This window comes from Wolbachia endosymbiont (group B) of Chorthippus parallelus (assembly GCF_947251815.1).
In the GTDB taxonomy this organism is placed as follows: Bacteria; Pseudomonadota; Alphaproteobacteria; order Rickettsiales; family Anaplasmataceae; genus Wolbachia.
Window position 1 is genome coordinate 86302 of record NZ_OX366390.1, and the last position, 20602, is coordinate 106903.

The following is a 20602-nucleotide window of genomic DNA, read 5'->3' on the forward strand; positions in this document are numbered from 1 at the left end:
AGTATCAATATGCATAATCAAAAAAAACACTTGATATCTCAATCGACAATAAACATCAGCGTATAGAGAATGAAGAAAGGGCTATATCTGAGTTTATAAGATCAAGAATGACTAACAATATATTTGTTAAGTTATGTGCAGTAGAATCAACAGGCGGTTACGAAAAACTTGTCATAAAATTGTTGCGAGAACATAACATAGCTGTTCATAGAGCTCACCCAAACCGGGTATATGCGTTCGCAAAAGCCTGCAACCACTTTGCAAAAACAGACAAATCAGATGCAAAATTGCTAGAAAAGTATGCCGAATTTATCACGAAAAATGATGAGGTAGTAGAATGCATAGTTTCACAAAAGCAAGAAGAACTAAAAGAATTAAGGGCAGTTGAGCGCAACCTAAACGACGATGTTCACGCAAATATGTGTCGTTTACATAAGGTTACAGGGAAAGCTAGGGAATATATAGAAAAACAGGTAGAATTTGCCAAAAAACAATTAGAGCAAATTAGACAGGATATAGAAGGTATAATAAACTCTGACCCTGATTTGAAGGAAAAAAGCAAACTGCTAACTAGCTATAAAGGTGTTGGACGAAAAATAGCAAGTATCCTACTCATAGAGGTACCTGAGCTTGGCAGGCTAGATAATAAGGAAATAGCTTGTCTAATTGGAGTTGCACCAAAAACCAATGAAAGCGGAAGGAAAGTGAGTAAAGCTCAAATCATAGGTGGCAGATTTTATGCTCGAAAAGCATTATACATGTCTGCCGTGGTTGCTATTCGTCATAATAGGAAAATGAAAGCACTTTACCAGCGTTTGGTTGACTCTGGTAAAGCCACTAAGGTTGCATTAGTTGCTGTGATGAGAAAAATCGTCGTTTGTTTAAATGCCATGATAAAAAACAACAATTTTTATCTTGATGCTTAAGACGGTAGGTCCCAGTGTCAAGCACTGGGATGACACCATTTGTTGTAAACTCACTTTTACTCTATGGTTATACTACCTTACCGCTATCCTGAACGGATACCAATATTTACCCATTAAAAACAACAACATTTTTCCGAATAACTGTAATTTAAGGCTAAATCAACGCAAACTAATTTCTACTTTTTTCAATGATTTCTTTTGCTTTTTCCACATTAGCCCATTCTCCAACTGTCACCGTTTTTCCCTTTTCTAAATCTTTATAATGAGAAAAGAAATGAGCTATTTTATCTAGTAAGTTTTTAGATAAATCAGAATAGTTTTTTATATTCTCATAATAGCTGTCAACACTGGAGATAGGTACAGCTAATATTTTTTCATCCTCTCCTTTCTCGTCTTTGGTAAGTAATGCACCTACTGGACGCACCGATATCAAAACTCCAGGCGCTAAAGGAAATTGAGTTAGCACCAAAACATCCGCAGGGTCACCATCACCTGCGCAGGTATTTGGTATAAACCCATAATTGCAAGGATAAGTCATTGAGGTAGACAAAAATCTGTCAACTTGTAACAACCCAAGCTCTTTATTAAATTCATACTTTACAGGCTCAGCATTTGCACTTATTTCAATTACTACACTTATTGCATCTGGTTTTGTTGTTATTTTGCTTAAATCCATGGATTACCTCATTATTCAAGAGAAGATATTATATAGCATACACTTTAAAAGTGCTACATTTATCATTTATAAGTAGAGATTCATGAACGCCTGGACTGTATAGGACCATTTGTAAGATCATTAATAATTGCACCATTGACTGCTGAATGTGGCGGTTCTTGAGGTGATTTTAGTAGTTGAAATAAAACATATACTATTACGATAGTAAGCACTGCAGCAATTACTAGATTAGCAAAATTATCCTGTGGTAGGACACCTTTTATTGGATTAAATAATTTTTGCTCCATAAGGAAATAATCAGCAACATATAACCCAACAGACAATACAAACATACCTAAAATAAGTTTACAGACTGTGTTTTTATGATTTTTCTTGCTGAGTATGAAATTTGGCCTACATTTATTCTCTTCTTGCGGTGCTGAATAATGTGTGTTGTTTATTATCCTCTCTTCAAACTTATTGCTATTTTGCTCTTTTAACAGCTGTTTCAAAGTTGGTCCAGCTCTTTTCAGGCATAAAAAACCTTGATTATTATAACCTGCAGATGACAATATATTGAATGTTCTGTTTAGACTACCTATCTTCTCACAATCCAGCGTATATTTAGTGGCTCTATTTTGATCTTTCAAATTAATACTTTGCAGTAATCCAATTAAAGCCATTATATATCTGGAAACGACCACGTTATCTATTATTGATAAACTTTCCTTTTTTATAGACTCTTTGTGATGTTCAGAAAGTTTATGATAGTGGCCAAATATAGAAAATAATACTACTACATCCCTTTCTACTTTTATGTCTTGATGAATAGAATAATAGAAATCAATAATGCATTTACTTAAGGTAAATTCTCTGTCATATTCGTTTAATGCATTTTCTTCACTTAGTAACTTTCTAACATCAATAAGCACCTTATTTTCAAAATCTTCTACTGCTTTAAATATTGATTCTCTTTTTGGATTTGCCAAAACGTTAAGTAAATCTAATTTTCTTCCATCTACTACTTCGTGTATGTCTTTACCTAACTCAGACTCCTTAATAACTTTATATATTTCATCTATGATATCTTGAGTGCTCAGATTATTACTTCCGCTTAAAATTTTATAAGCTTGAGTATAAATTAAGAACAACCCTTGTAGACTAAATTGTAAGTTAAAATATTTATCTAATGATTCCTCTTTTTTTCTAACGAATGAAGACAAACCAATATGGTTTCTATGGTCTATTTTACCAGTTAAGTTAGCATGTTGAAAACCGCCTAAAAAAATAAACAAGGCCTCTAATAAATTACCCTTACCAACAATTTTTATTAGTTCTTCAACTTCCTTAACCATTGCTAAAACCTATAATGTTCTACTTTATAGTATAAGGGATACATGGCAAAATAGCAATAAATATTATTGTACGTTTATACTCTGTATCAAAGAATTAAGCCCTTTAGTTAGGAGCATATCCAACCTCCACCTATAACTTGTTCGCCCTTATATGCTACACAGGCTTGACCTGGACTGATGCCAAAGTAATCGTCGTTTAAAATTACACAGGCTTTGTTCTTTTCGTCAGTTGAATATATTGTCGCTAAGCTTCCTGCATGTGATGACCTAAGCTTCACAGTTACTTCCATGCCTTCTTTTGGTTGTTCTAACCAATTTAACTCTTTGACCAATATCTTTTTTTGCATTAGAGCATTGATCGGGCCTACTACAACTTCATTATTTTCTGTATTAATTTTTATCACGTAAAGAGGCTCATTGTGTGCGATGCAGAGGCCTCTTCTCTGTCCCACTGTAAAATTTACTATGCCGCTGTGCTCACCTAGCACTTTTCCATGAATATCTACTATTTTACCTTTCTGTACAGATTGTGGAGCTAATTTAGCTATTGTTTTACTATAGCTTTCGGAAACAAAGCATATATCTTGACTATCCGGCTTTTCAGAAATTTGTAAGCCAAAATACTTTGCTAATTTTCTTATATCACTTTTATAGAATCCACCTAATGGAAATCGCAAAAGCTTTAACTGCTCCTCAGTAGTTGCAAACAAAAAATAACTTTGATCTTTACTTTTATCGATGCTTCTACACAATTTTACCTCACCATTTTCTTCTAATCTTCTTACGTAATGTCCTGTTACGAGCACATCCGCACCAAGATTTTTTGTAACTTGCAATAGATCGCGAAATTTTACTGTTTGGTTACACCTTACGCACGGTATGGGAGTTTCTCCACGCATATAGGTATTTGCAAAATCCTCTATTACTTCCTTTTTGAATATTTCCTCGTAGTTTAAAATATAGTGGGGAAAGCCAACACTTTCAGCCACGTATTTGGCATCATAAATATCCTGTCCAGCGCAGCATGCACCCTTTCTCGCATTAGCATTACCATCACTGCCATAGAGCTGAAGAGTCACACCTATCACTTCGTACCCAAGGTTATACAGCAGTGCTGCAGCAACGGAGCTATCAACTCCCCCGGACATTGCAACAATAGCCTTAGTTTGATGCGGAGCTTTATCTTTTAATAAAGGTTCAATTTCAAATTCTTTTAGCATATAATTTATAAACACAAACCTGTGTCAAGCACTGGAATCCAGTTTCTATTACACAATTTCATCGAAACAGCATACTTATTTGTAGTCAAGTTCCAGTGTCAAGCGCTGGGATGACACCCCTTCCTGCTGGAAGTTGCCTTTAAATTACTTGGTTCGTGACACTGAGATCTCATTTATATTACATAATTCCATCAAAACAATTCTATCTTCAAAAACAATTTAATCTTGCTTGAATAAAACATGGCCAAAATGATCCATATTTTCAAGCACTTTTCCACTACCCAAGGCAACACAACAAAGTGGATCATCTGCAACACGAACTGGTAGTTTTGTTGTTTCACTAATAACTTTGCCCAAGTTACGCAATAATCCACCACCACCGGATAAAATTATTCCTCTATCTACTATATCAGAAGAAAGTTCAGGTGGAGTGCTCTCTAGTGCGGTTCTAATAGCAGAAATTATCTGATGTACAGGCTCTATTAAACTCTCTGCAACTTGGTATTCTGATAAGAGCATTTCTTTTGGCATACCACTCACTAAATCCCTGCCTTTAATTATCATTCCCTCTTTGTTGTTTTCAACTGGCAGACTGGCTGAACCGACGTTTTTCTTAATTTTTTCAGCAGTTGTTTCGCCAATCAATAACTTATGATTTTCACGAATGTATGACTTTATTGCCTCATCCATAATATCACCACCTACTCTGGCAGAACGTGAATAAACAATTCCACCTAAAGAAATAATTGCAACTTCAGTTGTACCACCTCCTATGTCAACAATCATAGAACCTTCAGGTTCGGTAACTGGAAGTCCAGCCCCAATTGCTGCAGCCATTGGTTCTTCAATTAAGAATACTTCATTTGCACCAGCACTTTCTGCTGCATCTTGTATAGCACGCCTTTCAACTGGGGTAGATCCAGATGGAACACATATGATAATATTAGGCTTATTAACAGTGAATCTTGTGTTTGCGCTGCGTATGAAATATTTTAACATTTCTTCCGCGCTTTTAAAATCAGCAATAACTCCGTCTTTCAAGGGCCTTATCGCTTCTATTTCTCCAGGTGTTTTTCCGAGCATCATCTTAGCTTTTTTGCCAAAAGCATAAGGAACGTAACTTCCTTTTTCTTTTACTCTTGCTACAACTGAGGGTTCATCAAGCACTATCCCCTGACTTTTCTGATAAACTAAAGTATTTGCAGTACCAAGATCTATAGCAATATCGCTAGCAAATAAACCTTTGAAAGTAAAAAAATTTCTGATTAAATTCTGAACAAAACTCATACACAACTCAAGAAAACCATTTATTGAGACAAATTATACTTTTCAGATAAGTAACTAGTGTAGCACTCAATATCTAAATCCCTACCTGTTACCTTTTTTAGCTGTTCCAAAAAGCCATAATTTGCACTATATACATTTTTAGAGAACCAATCGATAAGTAAACTGAAATCTCCTTTTACTATAGAATCTAAAAATTCGTAATGATTTTTCTTAATGAAAGAAAAAAACTGCACAGCAGCGATTAACGCTATGACTTTAATAGGAAAGTAGCCTATAACACCACTTATCCAATACTCATCTTGAAAATAAGTGTCTAGCTCATTTTTAGCTTTTACTGAAATCTTGTAATGCTTCATACCTTCCAACCATTTATCGTGTAGATCTTTAACTTCTAACGTACCATTTATTAGATCTTGTTCTAATTTAGTTCTTAGCATAATGTGAGCCAATAAACTAAATTCATCCGCATTCTTCAAAAAAGATGAAAGATTTACTTTATTGAAAATCAAATACAAATTTTCAACGCTACTATTAATTTTGCCTTTTGTAGAAAGTTTCTCCTTTATGTGTGGTTGAATGAACTCAATAAATTCTCTGGATGTTCCAATGATCCTTTCCATGAATAATCCTTGAGTTTCATACATAATATGTTTAGTAATTGAGCTCTTTATAGAATTTTGCGCTAAACATTTTTGATGAATTGCATGACCAGTATGCCGTAAAAGTAAAAATAAACCATAACAAAGGTCAGATTCATCATAATCGATAGGATCGTAATAAGAAATGGAAATCTCATTTGGTGTAACACTCATTTGCTGTAAGAATAAGGAACTAAGTTCAATCTGTCTCTGAACCGTAACTTTTTGTATATTAGTAACCTTATCCTTCTTCTGCTTTTGAATTACTTTCTCTACATTTTCACTAAAAAATTTGCCTAATTTAGGAAATATTTCCTTTATATTCTTTTCTGTGATGTTAGAGTCATAATCAGCAAGCAGTGAGTCATATTTTGAGCACTTTAATTGCTGTGATTTTATAGAAGCTACTTCACGAGCGAGTTTGATTAGATCAGCAAAGCGTTCTTTCAGCTTTTCTAAATTACTGATTTCAGAATTAGCTAGCTTCCGTAAGTTTTGGCATTCAATCTTAGCTTTGAGCAAAGATTTTACTAAATCAACAGGAATAGCACTATTGCTTTTATGTATTTTCTCTATTAACTTTAGCTGCTGAGTGTTCGCACTCTTCTTGTTGCTAAGAGCATTTGCTAATGATTCTTTTATTGCATTATGAGAGATAATTTCATGTTTGATTTCCCCTAGAAGACACATTTGTTCAACTTTGTCCTCTACATTCAATTGGCTTTTACTTACTAGTTCTAGTATGTTTTCGATATTCCTTACCTTATCTAATACTTCCTCTAAAAACTTATAAGATTCTATTTTTATCATTGCTTTGAAACATCTGCTTAATATCGTAATAGATTAATAATAAAGTTAAAAGTATATTTGCTTAAAGTACAATAAAAAATTGTATTTTATTCTTTTATTGTACCTCATTGCTAAGAACTGAGCATCTTATCAGAAAGTTAATTGTAAGATTGTAAAAAAACATTTAGTATTTTATTTTCCTTGACTCTATTCTAGTATAGAGGAATTATTAGTACTAGAATTAAAATTACACACTGTATTTTAAATTTATGGAGGTTTAGTAATGTGGAGTAGACTGATTATAATGTGTTGTTTTTGTTTGCTTCTTACTGGTGTAAGTTCTTGCCCTAAAAAAGGAGTAAATACGACAAATAAAATGAATGCTGTTGTTAAGCAGATAGGTGATAAAAGAGTTTTCTTTGGTTATGATGAATCTAGTATCAGTGAAGTGAGTGCAGATGTATTACTTGACGTGATGGAAGTGTTACAAAATAATCCTGACGCAAAGGTCACTTTAACTGGTCATACTGACAATCGTGGTTCTCACGAGTATAATCTTGCACTAGGAGCTAGAAGAGCAGATGCAGCTAAAAAATTTATGGTCAGCTGTACACCTTATCTAGAAAATAGAATAAAAACTGCTTCTAAAGGTGAAACTGAGCCTTTGGTTAATGTAAAAGATGATTCTAGAAATTCTAAATATGAAAAAGAGCATGCTAAAAATCGTAGAGTGGAATTTTCATTTTTTGGGATAAAGAAGTAGTTTCTTGCATTAAAACCTGGGTCCCAGTGTCAAGCACTGGGATGACAAAAGAGAGCAATTCTGGCTTGTTAGCGGCGATATACCACAAATAAGTCGCTGTATGACGTAGAGACTATCTGGCGATCAAGAAACATAATGAAATTAGAGTTATTATTTCAAAATATAGCTAATAGCTTTGCTTTCCATAATCAAATCGCAGTTGCAGTATCAGGTGGTGTAGATAGTATAGTCTTACTGCACTTAATGACTAACTGGGCAAAAAAAAACAAGCTTTCACTTCCTATAGCATTAACAGTAAATCATGGGTTACGTTCAGAGTCTCAAAAAGAAGCTGATTTTGCTGTAAGCTATGCAAAAGAACTTGGGGCAAAGGAATCGTTCATGTTAAATTGGGAGAAGAAAAATATTAAAGGCAATATTCAGTTGCAGGCACGAAAAGCACGGTATAACTTATTAACAAAATGGTGTAAAAATAATAATGTTAAATATTTATTTGTTGCTCACCACAAAAATGATCAAGCAGAAACGTTCTTGTTGAGATTAGAGCGGGGTAGTGGAGTAGATGGATTATCATCAATGGATTACAAATCTTTCTTAAATGGTGTTTATATATTTAGGCCGTTGTTAAATTTTAGTCGTAGTGAAATAGAAAGGTATGCTAAGCTTCATCAGTTAAGATGGATCGAAGATAGAAGCAATTATGACTTAAAATACAGGCGAACTCTATACCGTAACTTGCTTAAAGCAAGTGATAATCAAGATGTTCTAACAGAGCGAATATGCCTTACAGCACTTCATATGAAAAGAGCCGCAAAAGCGTTTATGCATTACACACGCCTTGCATTTGATGATTGTGTTAATGTTCATGATTTTGGTTATATTGAAATTAAACTAAGTGAATTTTATCAATTGCCAGAGGAAATAGCCTTGAGGCTTCTTCTTTACTCTATAATGGCAATTGCCAGCAAACATTATAAACCAAGGTACAACAGCCTTATCGTAATATTTAATAAAATATTGCAAAAGGGTAGTAATGTTAACTGTACACTTTCTGGGTGCAAAATAAGAAAATATGGAGAAAATATCTTAATAATTAGAGAATCGTCAAAGATACAAGAAATTACTGTAAATTTGCCTATGTGCGAACCCATTACATGGGACAATAGATTTGGCTGTACAATACTTAGCAATCAGAAGTGTTCAGTAACTATTGCTCCGCTAAAGAAAACACAAAAAATTCCTGAATTTCTAAAAGATTACAACTGCTGCCCTGAAGTTTTTTACTCTTTACCTGTAGTCCTAAAAGATGGAAAGATGTTTGCTTATCCATGTATGAAACATAATAGTAAGAGCACTAGTGATGGCGAGATTAAATATTTTATCGCTAGTATAATAAAGGAAAATTTGCTAAAGTTAACTAATATTTAATTAAGGGTTAGAATGAGTGGGACAAGATTTTTTAAATTTGTTTTATTATGTCTAACAATCGCTGCTTTTATTTATCTTATGTATGTTCTTTTTTTAAAAATTAAAGCTGCTGCGGCCACTATATCCTTCATGCCTATTATTATAACATCTGCTGTAGTGACATGTTCAGTAATATGCACTGCGGTTGTATTAGGTCTTGCTATTTGTTTTGCTATTTATTTAATGAAACCATCTAAAGTAATAGAAGGTGAGCAAGGTGAGCAAAAAGTAACACTTAATAATGTCATCTTATCAGATGAAATAAAAGAAGAGCTACGTATGATTTGTAATGATATATCACAAGAGAAGAAGGTAATGTTTGAAAAAGTTGGTTTTAAACCACCACAGGGTTACCTTTTATATGGTCCACCAGGAAATGGTAAAACACTTCTTGCTCGCGCTGTTGCAGGTGAAGCTAATATCTCATTTGAAAGTATTTCGGCCTCTGAGCTTGTTGGAGAGTATGTTGGTCAAGGTGTATATCATGTACGCAACTTTTTTAAAAGAGCAAAAAAGAATGCTCCTTGTATAATTTTTATAGATGAAATAGATTCCATAGGTGCAAAGCGCAATTCTATTGGTCATCACGTAAGTGAAAATTGCGCTAAAACTTTAAACCAACTATTGACCGAAATGGATGGTTTTAATTTTAACAAAGGTGTAATAGTAATTGCTGCAACTAATCGTCGTGAAGTTTTAGATGAAGCGCTTCTTAGGCCTGGCCGTTTTTCTAAGCATATCTATATTTCCCTACCAGAATTGGGCTCACGAGAAAAGATATTAGATCTTTATATGAAGAATGTGCAAGTTGGATCAGATCTAAACCTTAAAGAAATTGCAGAAAAAACTGAAGGCTATTCAGGCGCTGAGTTATCTAATTTAGTAAATGAGGCCAAGCATAATGCCGTAAGGCGTACTCAAGAGCAAAAAATAGAAGAACCTGTTGTTAGCATGGGTGATTTTACAAAAGCACTTGAAGAGTTTAATAGTACACATAAAAAATTCAAGAATGAAAAAGCAAGCAATACAGGTAATAATGTAATAAATGCATTACTACAACCTGTTGTAGAAAATTATATGCAGCAGTTTTTACCAGTACATAACACAGATAGTTATTGTAGTGAAAAACAATTTTTTAAATTTGTAATTATTTCTCTAAAGTTTACTACTCTTTGCCAACAGTGAAAAAAATGGAAAGGTGATTGCTTATCCTGATGTAAATTATAACGGAAAAATACTGTGATGATAAGGTTCGATGATTATTAATAGCACGATAAAACAAAATTTGGTAAGCTTGATTAGTGTTTAGTTAGAAATGTAAATGAAAAAATTTTTAGAAGGCTTATTGATCTGGTTAGTGATTATTGTTCTTATTTCAGTTGCTTATATTCAATTTAGCGGAAGTATAGGTAAGAGTAAAACAACCATACCTTTTTCAGAATTTTTAACTAGACTAGAAGATAATGATATAGAAAATGTTACAATAAGAAACCAAAGCATCGAAGGAAAGTTTAGGGATGGGTCAGCCTTTAACTCAAGTGGTGTTATATATAGTGACTTAATAAAAAGTTTGCATGATAGGAAAGTGAAGTTCTCCTTTTCAATTGGAGACTCTGCAATAGGTATAATTGGTGGATTACTTATTCAATGGGTTCCGACGCTTATCTTTATCGGTTTATTGCTTTTCCTTTTTAAACAAACGCAAGCAGGAGGTAATAGAACTATAAGCTTTGGCAAATCAAAAGCTAGGCTTATGACTACTGGAAAAAAAGTGACATTTGATGATGTTGCTGGGATTGATGAAGCAAAAGAAGAGTTGGTTGAAATTGTTGATTTTCTTAAACAAAGGCAAAAATTTCAAGTGTTAGGTGGGAAGATACCAAAAGGATGTCTTTTAATTGGTTCCCCTGGAACTGGTAAAACTCTACTTGCTCGTGCAATTGCAGGTGAAGCTAATGTACCGTTTTTTAGTATTTCTGGATCTGATTTCGTTGAAATGTTTGTCGGTGTTGGTGCAAGCCGTGTCCGGGATATGTTTGATCAAGGCAAGAAAAATGCTCCTTGTATAATTTTCATAGACGAAATAGATGCGGTGGGTAGGCATCGCGGCATCGGTCTTGGTGGCGGTAACGACGAAAGGGAACAAACATTAAACCAGTTACTGGTTGAGATGGATGGTTTCGAGTCTAATGAAGGTGTGATAATAGTTGCTGCAACTAACCGTCCAGACGTCCTAGATCCAGCACTACTTAGACCTGGTCGTTTTGACCGACAGATTACTATTTCTTTACCTGATATAAATGGGCGTGAGAGAATATTAAATACGCATATAAAGAAAATATCGATAGCACCAGATGTAAACGTAAAAACAGTTGCGAGGGGAACGCCAGGTTTTTCAGGGGCTGATCTAGCAAATTTAGTGAATGAGTCTGCGCTTATTGCTGCAAAAAGAAATAAGAAAATTGTTACCATGGATGATTTTGAGTATGCACGTGATAAAGTGATGATGGGTATGGAAAGAAGGTCCTTAGTCATTACAGAAGAAGAAAAAAAGCTTACTGCTTACCATGAAGCTGGTCATGCAGTAGTTGCAGTTAATATGCCTCCTTCTGATCCTATACACAAAGCAACAATTATTCCACGTGGTAGAGCACTCGGTTTAGTTATGAGACTACCAGAAACAGATAGAGTGTCCCTCACAAGAGAAAAGATGCTAGCAGATATAACTGTTGCAATGGGTGGACGTGTGGCAGAAGAGCTAATTTTTGGCTATGATAAAGTCACAAGCGGCGCATCCTCAGATATAAAACTAGCATCAGATTTATCACGTGCTATGGTGACAAAATGGGGAATGAGTGACAAAATAGGGCCAATATATCACAATCGTGAACAAATCACACATGATTCTGAGACGATTTCTGAAGATACGTTAAGACTTATAGATGAGGAAATAAAGAAAGTTGTATTTTCTTGCTATGAAAAAGCAAAAGACATTTTAACCAAGCGTAGGAAAGACTTGGAGCTCATTGCTGAAAATCTACTGGAGTTTGAAACTTTAACAGGAGATGAAATAAAAGACATATTAAGTGGAAAAAAAATTGTTAGAAATGAAAATGAAGGTAAAGAAGAGATAAGAAGATCCTCTCTCTAATAAGATCTGGCTTTATTTAACCGCTAAAACAAAAATTTTTAATTAATTAGCTTAAGTTATAAGATCATAGTTAAGCCGATGTATTTTATAAATGGACTTTTTTGAACATTCCTCCAATTTTTTTCTAAATAACTCTTGGCCTTCTTATATTTTCACTCCTGTTTTCAGAGAGATTCAGTATATGATTTTACCTTTTGATTATGCATATTGATACTCCTATAAAAAATTTGGATTGTTGAGTTTACCATGTTTAAAATCCATAAGGATTCTAACAGTCTCTGGCGTATTCTCAAATAAATATTTTCCTCTGGTTTTACTGTCATCTTTTCGTACTTTGATTTGACCATTATTAATTCTATCATAAATCCAATGTGTAGTAACATTGAGGATTTTTGCAATTTGTGGAACGGTAAGATATCCAGATACTTTAAGCGGATGTGACTGATTCCTTGCTCGCATAATGTTATTTTTTAACCGAATAGTTTTTACTGTATTTTCTAAAACGATGTTTTTTGTGGGGGAGCGATGTCCCTGTTTTTCTAAGTACTTAGCAATTTCTGCATCTGTTTTACCTTCTTTACTTAACTTTATTATAGACTGTTCCATTTCTTTTGCTTTAGTCAACTCGCGAAAAGAGTTTACTGGAATGGGAACATGAGAAGTAGTAGTTTCGCCACCATGCCATATAATGCGTACCTGAAGACAATCGCGTCTGATTCTGTGTGCTACCACTTTATCAATGAGACAACGAAGAAAGGACTTTTGTTGTTGACGTGATAGAATTGATTTATACCAAATTTCAGGTAATCTTTTGCCTACATCTAAAAATACTGTTTTCAGTTCTTCAGGTAATTGAGGTGTTGGATCACTTGGACGCTGACGTTCGAACATAATTTCTGCTTGTTGGAGTTCTTTCAATGCTTTCTCCCAGCGTCTTTCAAGTTCTGCAGCTACAAGACGATTGTCAGGGTCTACTTGATTAAATTGTCTTTCTGCCAATCTAACTTGGTACTTTAGGCGCTCTAATTGTTGTAAATGTGCTTTATTAATTGCTTGCTCAGATTGCAATTGTGAGTTAATCGCCTGAGTATAAGCATCAAGCTCAATTTGACCAAGTGCAGCAAAAAATTTGGGAACTACTTCATTATCAATAATATCAGCTGGTAAAAGCTGACATACAGGTACACGATACTGCTGACGTAGATAGTTGCATAAATAACGATTTCCTCCTTTATACTGTACCAACATTTTATGTCCACATTCTCCACAATAAATTATTCCATGTAATAATGCTGCACCTGGTCTTGCTATACCACGTGTTTTATTGCGATCGTATTCTGCATAATTATCTTTTAGCATCATCTCAATCTTTGTAAAAGTTTCCCAATCTATGTAAGCTGAGTATTTACCTTTGATCAGAACTTTCCATTCCTCCATTGGTAATTTTTTTGTTGTTTTGTCAGCAGAAGATGGCTTATGGTATGTAGTACGGGAACGCCCATAAACAAATGCTCCAGCATAGGCTGGGTTTTTTAGTATTGAGGTAATTGCTGCAACAGTTGGCTTTTTCCACTGTAGTTCTTTGAAATTATTATATCTAGGAAGAGTTAGTTGATGATCATTAAAATGTCTTAAAACCTTTGATGCTGTTCGTTTTTCTAGAAAAGTTTCAAAAATAAGATTGATACGAGACTGAACTTCAAGGTTAGGATCCTTGTTCACAGAACCATCAATGTTACGAACAAGACCAACTGGGAGAGATAAGGCTAAATCACCTCTGGTTGCTTTATTTAATAGTCCAGCATTTAGTCTAGCTCTTATAGTAGATAACTCCATTTCAGCAAGTTGCCCTTTCAGACCAAGTAACAGCCGACCATTAATAGTACCAGGATCATAAACACCATCCCGGTCAGCTATTAAACACTGTTTATAGCCACATATATCCAGTAAAGGATACCAGTCAGAACAATTACGTGATAAGCGAGTCACATCGTAGGAGAGAATAATTCCTACCTTTGATAAAGTGACTTTAGTGACAATCTCTTTAAACCCTTCACGCTTTTCAGCACTAGCACCAGTTAAACCAAGATCACTATCAATGATTACAACATTATCAGCTTTCCATCCAAGGTCAATTGCTCTTTGTTTTAGTGCATACTGTAACTCCAAACTTTCTTGGTTGCTCAATGCTTGATGAGGTGTTGATTGTCTGATATAAATTATTGCTTCGCGTGCTAAATGCTGTGCTGTAATTAGCTCTGATGTACTCATAGATAACCTCTTTGGACACTAATAATATATTTTCTAAAACTTCTGACTTGAAACGTTGCGACATTTTCTGCCACACTTGACATGGTTTACATGGCATAATTTATACTCCTTTGCTAGAGAAACAAATTCGTATAATGAAGACCACGTTAACTTGCTGGTGAGAAAGTTTTGCTTACTAGCTAAGTTGGTAGCAGAAAACGGAATACGTAGAATGATGTAATTGCGATAAGTAACAAATACATTGTGGACTTTTGAGCTGACAGAAGATATTGGAAATGTTCTGCCAAATAGTGGATGTGTTGAATCTGTAACTGTAATTTCCTTAGTTACTTGATTATTGAAGAGGGTATTAAGGTGATTGATCGTTTGAAACATCAATACCCATAAAAACTATTCTAGCCATTTTTATACCTATAAATATAATCAAATAATAACGTAAATGCTATACAGGGTTGTAATTCGATCTTTTAGATCCTTCTACCGTTCGTACTACATTATTTTAAGCTAGGAGTGTACTAAGGTCCCTACGATTTTTACCAATCAACCCAGTTGACAGTATCACTCCTTGCTTGTCATAGTCTTGCGACTTTGATTTAATATACAATCCAGTCCTTTCGCACAAAAAACGTTGTAAAGTAACTTAGTTGGATCCCAGTGTCAGCTACTCTGATGACAAGAAAGGGAGTACAGGTTTCAATATTTGCATGCATCTGAACAGATACAAATATTGCAATTAAAAGCATTAGACAGGCAGTAAAGGTCTTGATATTATAGTAATAATTTGGAAGGGTGGCCGAGCGGCTGAAGGCGGCGGTTTGCTAAACCGTTATACGATTGAAAAGTCGTATCGAGGGTTCGAATCCCTCTCCTTCCGTATATTATTGTTTAGGTATTCATTACAGTAATTTTACCCTCTTTTTAAATTATTAAAAAGTTAGCTAGCGTTTATTCAGTATTTATTATAGAATTAGTTATTAGCTAAATAATTTTATATGCATAAAATACTAATTTTGATATTAATAATGCTGCCGCTTAGGTTACTTGCAACTGAGATTGAAATTGTTGCAGATGTAAATGGTGAGCCAATTTCAAATTTAGATATCGAAAGACGTATAAACTTCATAAATTCATTGCTTGGCACTCAGAAGATTAATCAAAAAGAGGTAAAATCTCAAATTCTAAGACAGTTAATAGACGAAATTATCATTGTCAGCGAAGCACAGAAGATGAATATAGAATTGAGTAACGAGGAGTTAAATAATGCTGTCACGTTATTCTTAACTCAAAGTTTAAAACTTAAGGCTGATGAAGTTGATCAATACGTAAAAAAGCATAATATAGATCTCAATACCCTAAAAAAACAAGTAAAGTGTCAGCTACTGTGGAACAAGATTATTGAAGTAGGAGTTGTACCGCTTATTAATATCAGCGATCAAGAAGTGGATGATGCAAGAAAGCAAAAAGAGAAGTCTGATTACCTTATTACGTTTCAGGAGTTCATAATTCCCGATCAGAAGATAGCTGAAGACTTAGTAAAAAAATTACGTACCAGTAATAATCCAGAATCTTCAATAAAGATGCGCAAAGCAACAGTTAATTTAAGTCAGCTAAAAGGTACTCTCAAGGACGTTTTGGAAAGATTAGAAATCAGTGATGTAGCAGGTCCGGTTAGTTTAAGCGAAGGTTACTCTGTTATAAAAGTCATAGATAAGGTACAGCTCGATCATACACTGCTGAAAAGTACTTTAAAACTGAAACAGGTTGTAGTTGAAGGTTCAGAAAGTTTACTCTCTAATTTTAAGGAGCAAAAGGTCAGTTGTTTAAATTTTGAAAAGTTAGCAGATGATTTCAAGTTGCCAAGCGTAAAAGAGTTTGAAATAAAAATGCGAAATTTAAATCCTGATTTACAGATTTTATTTAGTAAAACAAATATGAATGAAATAGTAGAATTAAGAGAAAATAGCACTGCAAAGTTGATGATGTTATGTGATATCAAAAATAATGCAATGGATATAGAAGCAATCAAACAGGAAATGTATCAACAAAAGATTATGATACAAAGCAACCTGTTATTGGATAATATGCGTAAAAATGCAGCTGTTAGTTATCAGTTTAATTGAAGTTAGAGAGGTTTTCTACTCCATAAAAAGTTTATGAAGAATATAATGCTCATTGGCGGTGGAGTTGGAAATGCAGTGTTATTTTCGATAGGCAAAGCTTGTCTTGAAAACAATCATAAGGTTTTATATTTCGCTGGCTATAAGAAATTAAGTGATGTATTTAAACGAGCACTGATAGAACGTGCATCAAACGTGACAGTTTGGGCATGTGAAGAAAGATTGATAGAAACAAGCAGAGAACAGGATAAATCCTTTCATGGTAATATAGTTGATGCAATAATCTCATATCAGCAAGGAAAGTTAGGTAAAATTACTATTAGTTTAAACACTATAGATAAAATCATCACTATTGGTTCTGATAAAATGATGAAAGCTATAAATGAAGCTAGAAAAACAATTTTAAAACCATACCTAAAACCAAATCACGTAGCAATATCATCTGTTAACTCTCCTATGCAGTGCATGATGAAAGAAATCTGCGCTCAATGTATTCAGCAACACATAAATAAGGAAACAGGAGAAATAAGTTTTGTTTATAGTTGCAGTAATCAAGACCAGGATATGGAGCTTGTTGACTTTGATTTTTTAAGTGAGCGCTTGAAGCAAAATAGTTTACAAGAAAAGCTCACTGCAAAATGGATAGAACATGTTCAAAGACACTAAACAGCACAAAGAGGAACTAAGGAAGCAATATAGAACCATAAGAAAAGATATTGATGAAAGTTATTCTAATTATGCAGCAAATTCTCTTATTAATCTTTTTAGTCAAAACTTAAGTTGCGTTAAAGGTAAAACAATAGCAGCGTACATTCCAACAGACGGAGAAATTAATGTTGTGCCTTTGATGCATCGTTTGCTTGATTTAGATTATAAAATAGCAATTCCTAATAAAAATAAGTTATTAAAATTTGAGGAATGGAATAAAGCAGATGAAGATATAATACCCGATACAATCATTACTCCTGTTATTGCTTTTGATGATCATTTTAATAGGTTAGGTTTTGGCGGTGGTTGGTATGATGAAATGATAAAAAAATTACGGCCACTTGGAAAAATATTTATAGGTGTAGCCTATGAGAAGCAATATTGTAAAAATTTACCTGTGGAAAAACACGATCAAAAATTGGATATTATAATTACTGAGATGTGTGTTAGATTGAAAATGGAAAAGTAGGGATCTATTCGGGAACGTTTAAAAAAGGATAGGCATCAAGTTAAGGAAATAAAGGTATGAAGAAGATAGGATAAGAAGATATAAAATTCTCTCGGATATATTTTAGTGAGAGAACTAATGATGAATAAAATAACTTGCTTATCAAATTACCTCAACAAATTTTTTAATGAAATGGCAAATAATTGAAACAGAAAAGGAAGAGAAAATTGAGTAATTGATGATTCATAAAAGCTATAATTTTGGGTAATATAGGGGTTACAAACTGCAGCATAGATACAATGTGTCGATTATTAAATGAAGAATCTGTGATAATAACGAAACAGGGTTTAGATTTCAGGTTTACTAAAGAAGCAGTAGAATTTATGAAAAGAATGTACAATGGCTTTATTTTAAAATACCCTGCAAATTGATTGTAGAATCTTGCAGCAATTTAAAAGCGTCAAGTTATTGGATAGTAGCTTTGCCTAAGAACCTGTTAAGAATCTTGGAGAGATGAGGTAAAATAGGCATAGATTTAAGAAAGAGGTATATCTATGCAAAACAAGTGATATAAGTCGAAAGCAATTTGAAAAAATCAGAGCAATTTTAGAAAATAGTAGAAAAAGAACAAAACCAAGAAAACTTGACTTATATCATGTGTTTTATGGAGTGCTATACGTCCTAAAAAGTGGCTGCCAGTAGACCAAAGAACTTTCCAAGGTATATATTACTATTTTCAAGCTTGGAATAAAAAGAATGGAGAGGAATCAAGTTTACTAGTTAAAAAAAATTAGTTGGAGAGCAACAATGGTCGAAAAGAGAAAACCAGTTTCTGTATAATTGATGCCCAAAGTGTTAAAAATACAGATACCGCTGAAAGTAAAGGCTATGATGCTGGTAAAAAGATTTCAGGCATAAAACGCCATATTGCAGTTGATACGCAGGGTTTACCACATGCAATTTATGTAACAACAGCAGACACAACTGATCGCAGCAGTGCTATGAAAATGGTTGAAAGTGCGCAAGAAAATCTCTCTGAGGTCAAAAATGTACTTGTTGATGCAGGTTACACCGGAGAAAAATTTGCAACTCAAATAAAAGATATTATCGGTGCAACTGTTGAGGTTATAAAGCGCAGTGAGTTATATTCTTTTGTTGTGCTTCCAAAGAGATGGGTTGTCGAACGCTCTTTCGCTTGGTTAGAAAAATGTAGACGATTGTGGAAAAATTGTGAGCGTAAACTTAATACTAGCCTACAGATGATTGTTCTCTCCTTCGTTTCTCTCCTAATTACGAAGATTTTAAACAGGTTCTTATAGCGCTTTAGTCCCACCTATAGTGGTAAGATTATCTACTTATTCTTATATGGGAATTTACCAACTATTAAGACATTAAGTGTAATAAAATATATTCTAATAGTATGGAAAAATAAAATGAATTTTGAAAAATATGTAAAGGATGGCGTTATAAATTTATATGATTTGCATAACGACACAAGTAACAAAGAAATACGTAAGCTTATCAAATTTATAGAAGAAAGAACAGATATAAAAGAATTTGGTTTTGGAGATCATGATACTAGTCATAACATAAAATCTAGAAGAGGTTACAATATTAGTAATAATATGAAACTTAGGTGCAGAGGTGCAGGAATTGGTTTAGTTGCTGGTCTAGTTGCAGCATGTTGTTTATGGCAAGAAACTTTAGCTCTTATTGGCGGTTCTGGTGTAGTGTTGATTGCATTTGCTATAGTTGGTGCGTTACTTGGAGCTGGAGCGGGCTATGTCGTAGGTAAATGTCTTGATAAAATTGAGGTTAGTAAGTGTGCAATAAGCAGATGTTGTTAGAGGTTCGTATTGAATTCTAGCTTTCTTTCAATACTTAAAGATTTACAATCAGAGCAAACCACCTGGCCACGTGGAACTGATTTCAGCTCATCAGTTGAAACTTTACTTGCGCAGAATATGCATTTTATTTTATCACTTGGGGCGAGTGAATGATCAACAGCAATTCTATCATCAAAAACAAAACACTCGCCCTCCCAACTACCACTTTTATTACCAGTTTTTTCAAGGTAGGAAAGAATACCGCCTTTAAGGTGATAAACATCGTTAAATCCAAGGCTTTTCATATATGCTGTAGATTTCTCGCATCTGATTCCACCAGTGCAGTACATAGCCACTTTCAGATCTTTACTCTCAGAGAAAGACTCTGCCCACTGAGGAAAATCGCGAAAACGTTGAGTGTGTGGATTGATTGCATTTTTAAACTTGCCTAGTTTTACTTCGTATTCATTTCGTGTGTCTATCACTAAAACATCAGGTTGAGAGATAAAATCATCCCAATGTTCTGGATCAACGTACTGGCCTCTAACGGAAGTATCGAGATTACTTACACCAAGATTCACAATTTCTCTTTTTAATCTCACTTTCATCTTACTAAATGGTTGATATTCTGCTGCACTCTCTTTCCATGTAAGGTCCCTTAGTCTATAATCAGAACGTAGAAAATCAAGTATTTTATCAATTGCGTTTCTTTCACCAGATACGGTTGCATTAATACCCTCTTCTGCAAGGAGTATAGTACCCTTTAATTCGACATTGTCGCATGCAACTTTTATTTCATCTTTCATGTCATAATAATTAGAGAGTTTTACAAAATGATAGAAAGTTGCAATGACAAAACTCATAATTAATTAGTTTATCGATTTAAAACATAATATATAAAATTATGAAGATATTCAATAGGACGGCTGTTAATTACTGGATATCTTTAGTTTTTGCATATAACATTTTAATATCAAATAT

Annotated in this window: 15 protein-coding genes, 1 tRNA gene and 4 pseudogenes; 13 read left to right on the forward strand and 7 right to left on the reverse strand. The window is 34.0% G+C overall.

All coding sequences use genetic code 11. The features are described 5' to 3' along the window. Positions 1 to 35 precede the first annotated feature (35 nt). Positions 36 to 926 carry an IS110 family RNA-guided transposase gene (locus OPS21_RS00465; RefSeq protein WP_458694745.1) on the forward strand — a complete coding sequence of 297 codons (891 nt, stop codon included), beginning with the start codon at positions 36 to 38 and terminating at the stop codon, positions 924 to 926. A gap of 169 nt (positions 927 to 1095) precedes the next feature. Here the strand turns inward: OPS21_RS00465 and ppa are convergent, their stop codons facing one another. From ppa to OPS21_RS00490, 5 genes are all read right to left on the reverse strand, one after another. Continuing rightward, positions 1096 to 1602, reverse strand: a complete 507-nt coding sequence (ppa, locus tag OPS21_RS00470; RefSeq protein WP_264336379.1) for an inorganic diphosphatase — start codon at positions 1600 to 1602, stop codon at positions 1096 to 1098. Between the two features lie 80 nt (positions 1603 to 1682). Further along, positions 1683 to 2936 (reverse strand): WD1261 family protein, encoded by a 1254-nt coding sequence (locus OPS21_RS00475; protein ID WP_264336380.1) that lies wholly within the window; start codon positions 2934 to 2936, stop codon positions 1683 to 1685. A gap of 107 nt (positions 2937 to 3043) precedes the next feature. Continuing rightward, complete coding sequence (mnmA, locus tag OPS21_RS00480; protein ID WP_264330630.1) at positions 3044 to 4156, reverse strand: tRNA 2-thiouridine(34) synthase MnmA; 1113 nt, start codon at positions 4154 to 4156, stop codon at positions 3044 to 3046. A 219-nt stretch (positions 4157 to 4375) separates the two neighbouring features. Next, positions 4376 to 5443, reverse strand: a complete 1068-nt coding sequence (locus OPS21_RS00485; protein WP_264336381.1) for a rod shape-determining protein — start codon at positions 5441 to 5443, stop codon at positions 4376 to 4378. A gap of 20 nt (positions 5444 to 5463) precedes the next feature. Continuing rightward, positions 5464 to 6882 (reverse strand): gluzincin family metallopeptidase, encoded by a 1419-nt coding sequence (locus tag OPS21_RS00490; RefSeq protein ID WP_264336785.1) that lies wholly within the window; start codon positions 6880 to 6882, stop codon positions 5464 to 5466. Positions 6883 to 7153: 271 nt separating this feature from the next. Between OPS21_RS00490 and OPS21_RS00495 the strand changes: the two genes are divergently transcribed. The 5 genes and pseudogenes from OPS21_RS00495 (at position 7154) to ftsH (ending at position 12251) form a co-directional block, all read left to right on the forward strand. Next, a complete protein-coding gene (locus OPS21_RS00495) occupies positions 7154 to 7633 on the forward strand; it encodes an OmpA family protein (RefSeq protein ID WP_264336382.1) in 480 nt (159 codons plus the stop codon). Positions 7634 to 7768: 135 nt separating this feature from the next. Further along, on the forward strand, positions 7769 to 9061 hold the full coding sequence (gene tilS / locus OPS21_RS00500) for a tRNA lysidine(34) synthetase TilS (protein ID WP_264336383.1): 1293 nt from the start codon (positions 7769 to 7771) through the stop codon (positions 9059 to 9061). A 354-nt stretch (positions 9062 to 9415) separates the two neighbouring features. Then, positions 9416 to 9982 (forward strand): annotated as a pseudogene (locus tag OPS21_RS00505) (ATP-binding protein); the annotation flags it as partial. 263 nt (positions 9983 to 10245) lie between these two features. Then, positions 10246 to 10409, forward strand: a pseudogene (locus tag OPS21_RS08025) (tRNA lysidine(34) synthetase TilS); the annotation flags it as partial. A gap of 12 nt (positions 10410 to 10421) precedes the next feature. Next, positions 10422 to 12251, forward strand: a complete 1830-nt coding sequence (gene ftsH / locus OPS21_RS00510; protein ID WP_264336384.1) for an ATP-dependent zinc metalloprotease FtsH — start codon at positions 10422 to 10424, stop codon at positions 12249 to 12251. A gap of 216 nt (positions 12252 to 12467) precedes the next feature. Here ftsH and OPS21_RS00515 read toward each other — a convergent pair whose 3' ends face one another. Next, complete coding sequence (locus tag OPS21_RS00515; RefSeq protein WP_264336378.1) at positions 12468 to 14522, reverse strand: recombinase family protein; 2055 nt, start codon at positions 14520 to 14522, stop codon at positions 12468 to 12470. Between the two features lie 783 nt (positions 14523 to 15305). Here OPS21_RS00515 and OPS21_RS00520 point away from each other — a divergent pair. From OPS21_RS00520 to OPS21_RS00550, 7 genes and pseudogenes are all read left to right on the forward strand, one after another. Continuing rightward, positions 15306 to 15396: transfer RNA gene (locus tag OPS21_RS00520), tRNA-Ser, on the forward strand. Positions 15397 to 15514: 118 nt separating this feature from the next. Then, positions 15515 to 16642: a SurA N-terminal domain-containing protein gene (locus tag OPS21_RS00525; RefSeq protein ID WP_143689898.1), complete on the forward strand. Its 1128-nt coding sequence runs from the start codon at positions 15515 to 15517 to the stop codon at positions 16640 to 16642. A gap of 33 nt (positions 16643 to 16675) precedes the next feature. Next, entirely contained in the window at positions 16676 to 17305 is a 630-nt protein-coding gene (locus OPS21_RS00530) for a ferredoxin reductase domain-containing protein (RefSeq protein ID WP_017532354.1), read from the forward strand. After that, entirely contained in the window at positions 17289 to 17816 is a 528-nt protein-coding gene (locus OPS21_RS00535) for a 5-formyltetrahydrofolate cyclo-ligase (RefSeq protein ID WP_264336377.1), read from the forward strand. The genes OPS21_RS00530 and OPS21_RS00535 overlap by 17 nt, the downstream gene beginning before the upstream one ends. A 120-nt stretch (positions 17817 to 17936) precedes the next feature. Next, positions 17937 to 18278, forward strand: a pseudogene (locus OPS21_RS00540) (IS4 family transposase); the annotation flags it as partial. 87 nt (positions 18279 to 18365) lie between these two features. Continuing rightward, positions 18366 to 19114: pseudogene (locus OPS21_RS00545) on the forward strand (IS5 family transposase). Between the two features lie 114 nt (positions 19115 to 19228). Beyond that, positions 19229 to 19642 (forward strand): hypothetical protein, encoded by a 414-nt coding sequence (locus OPS21_RS00550; RefSeq protein WP_264336376.1) that lies wholly within the window; start codon positions 19229 to 19231, stop codon positions 19640 to 19642. Here OPS21_RS00550 and trhO read toward each other — a convergent pair. Next, positions 19639 to 20484: an oxygen-dependent tRNA uridine(34) hydroxylase TrhO gene (gene trhO, locus OPS21_RS00555; RefSeq protein WP_264336375.1), complete on the reverse strand. Its 846-nt coding sequence runs from the start codon at positions 20482 to 20484 to the stop codon at positions 19639 to 19641. The genes OPS21_RS00550 and trhO overlap by 4 nt on opposite strands. Positions 20485 to 20602 lie beyond the last annotated feature (118 nt).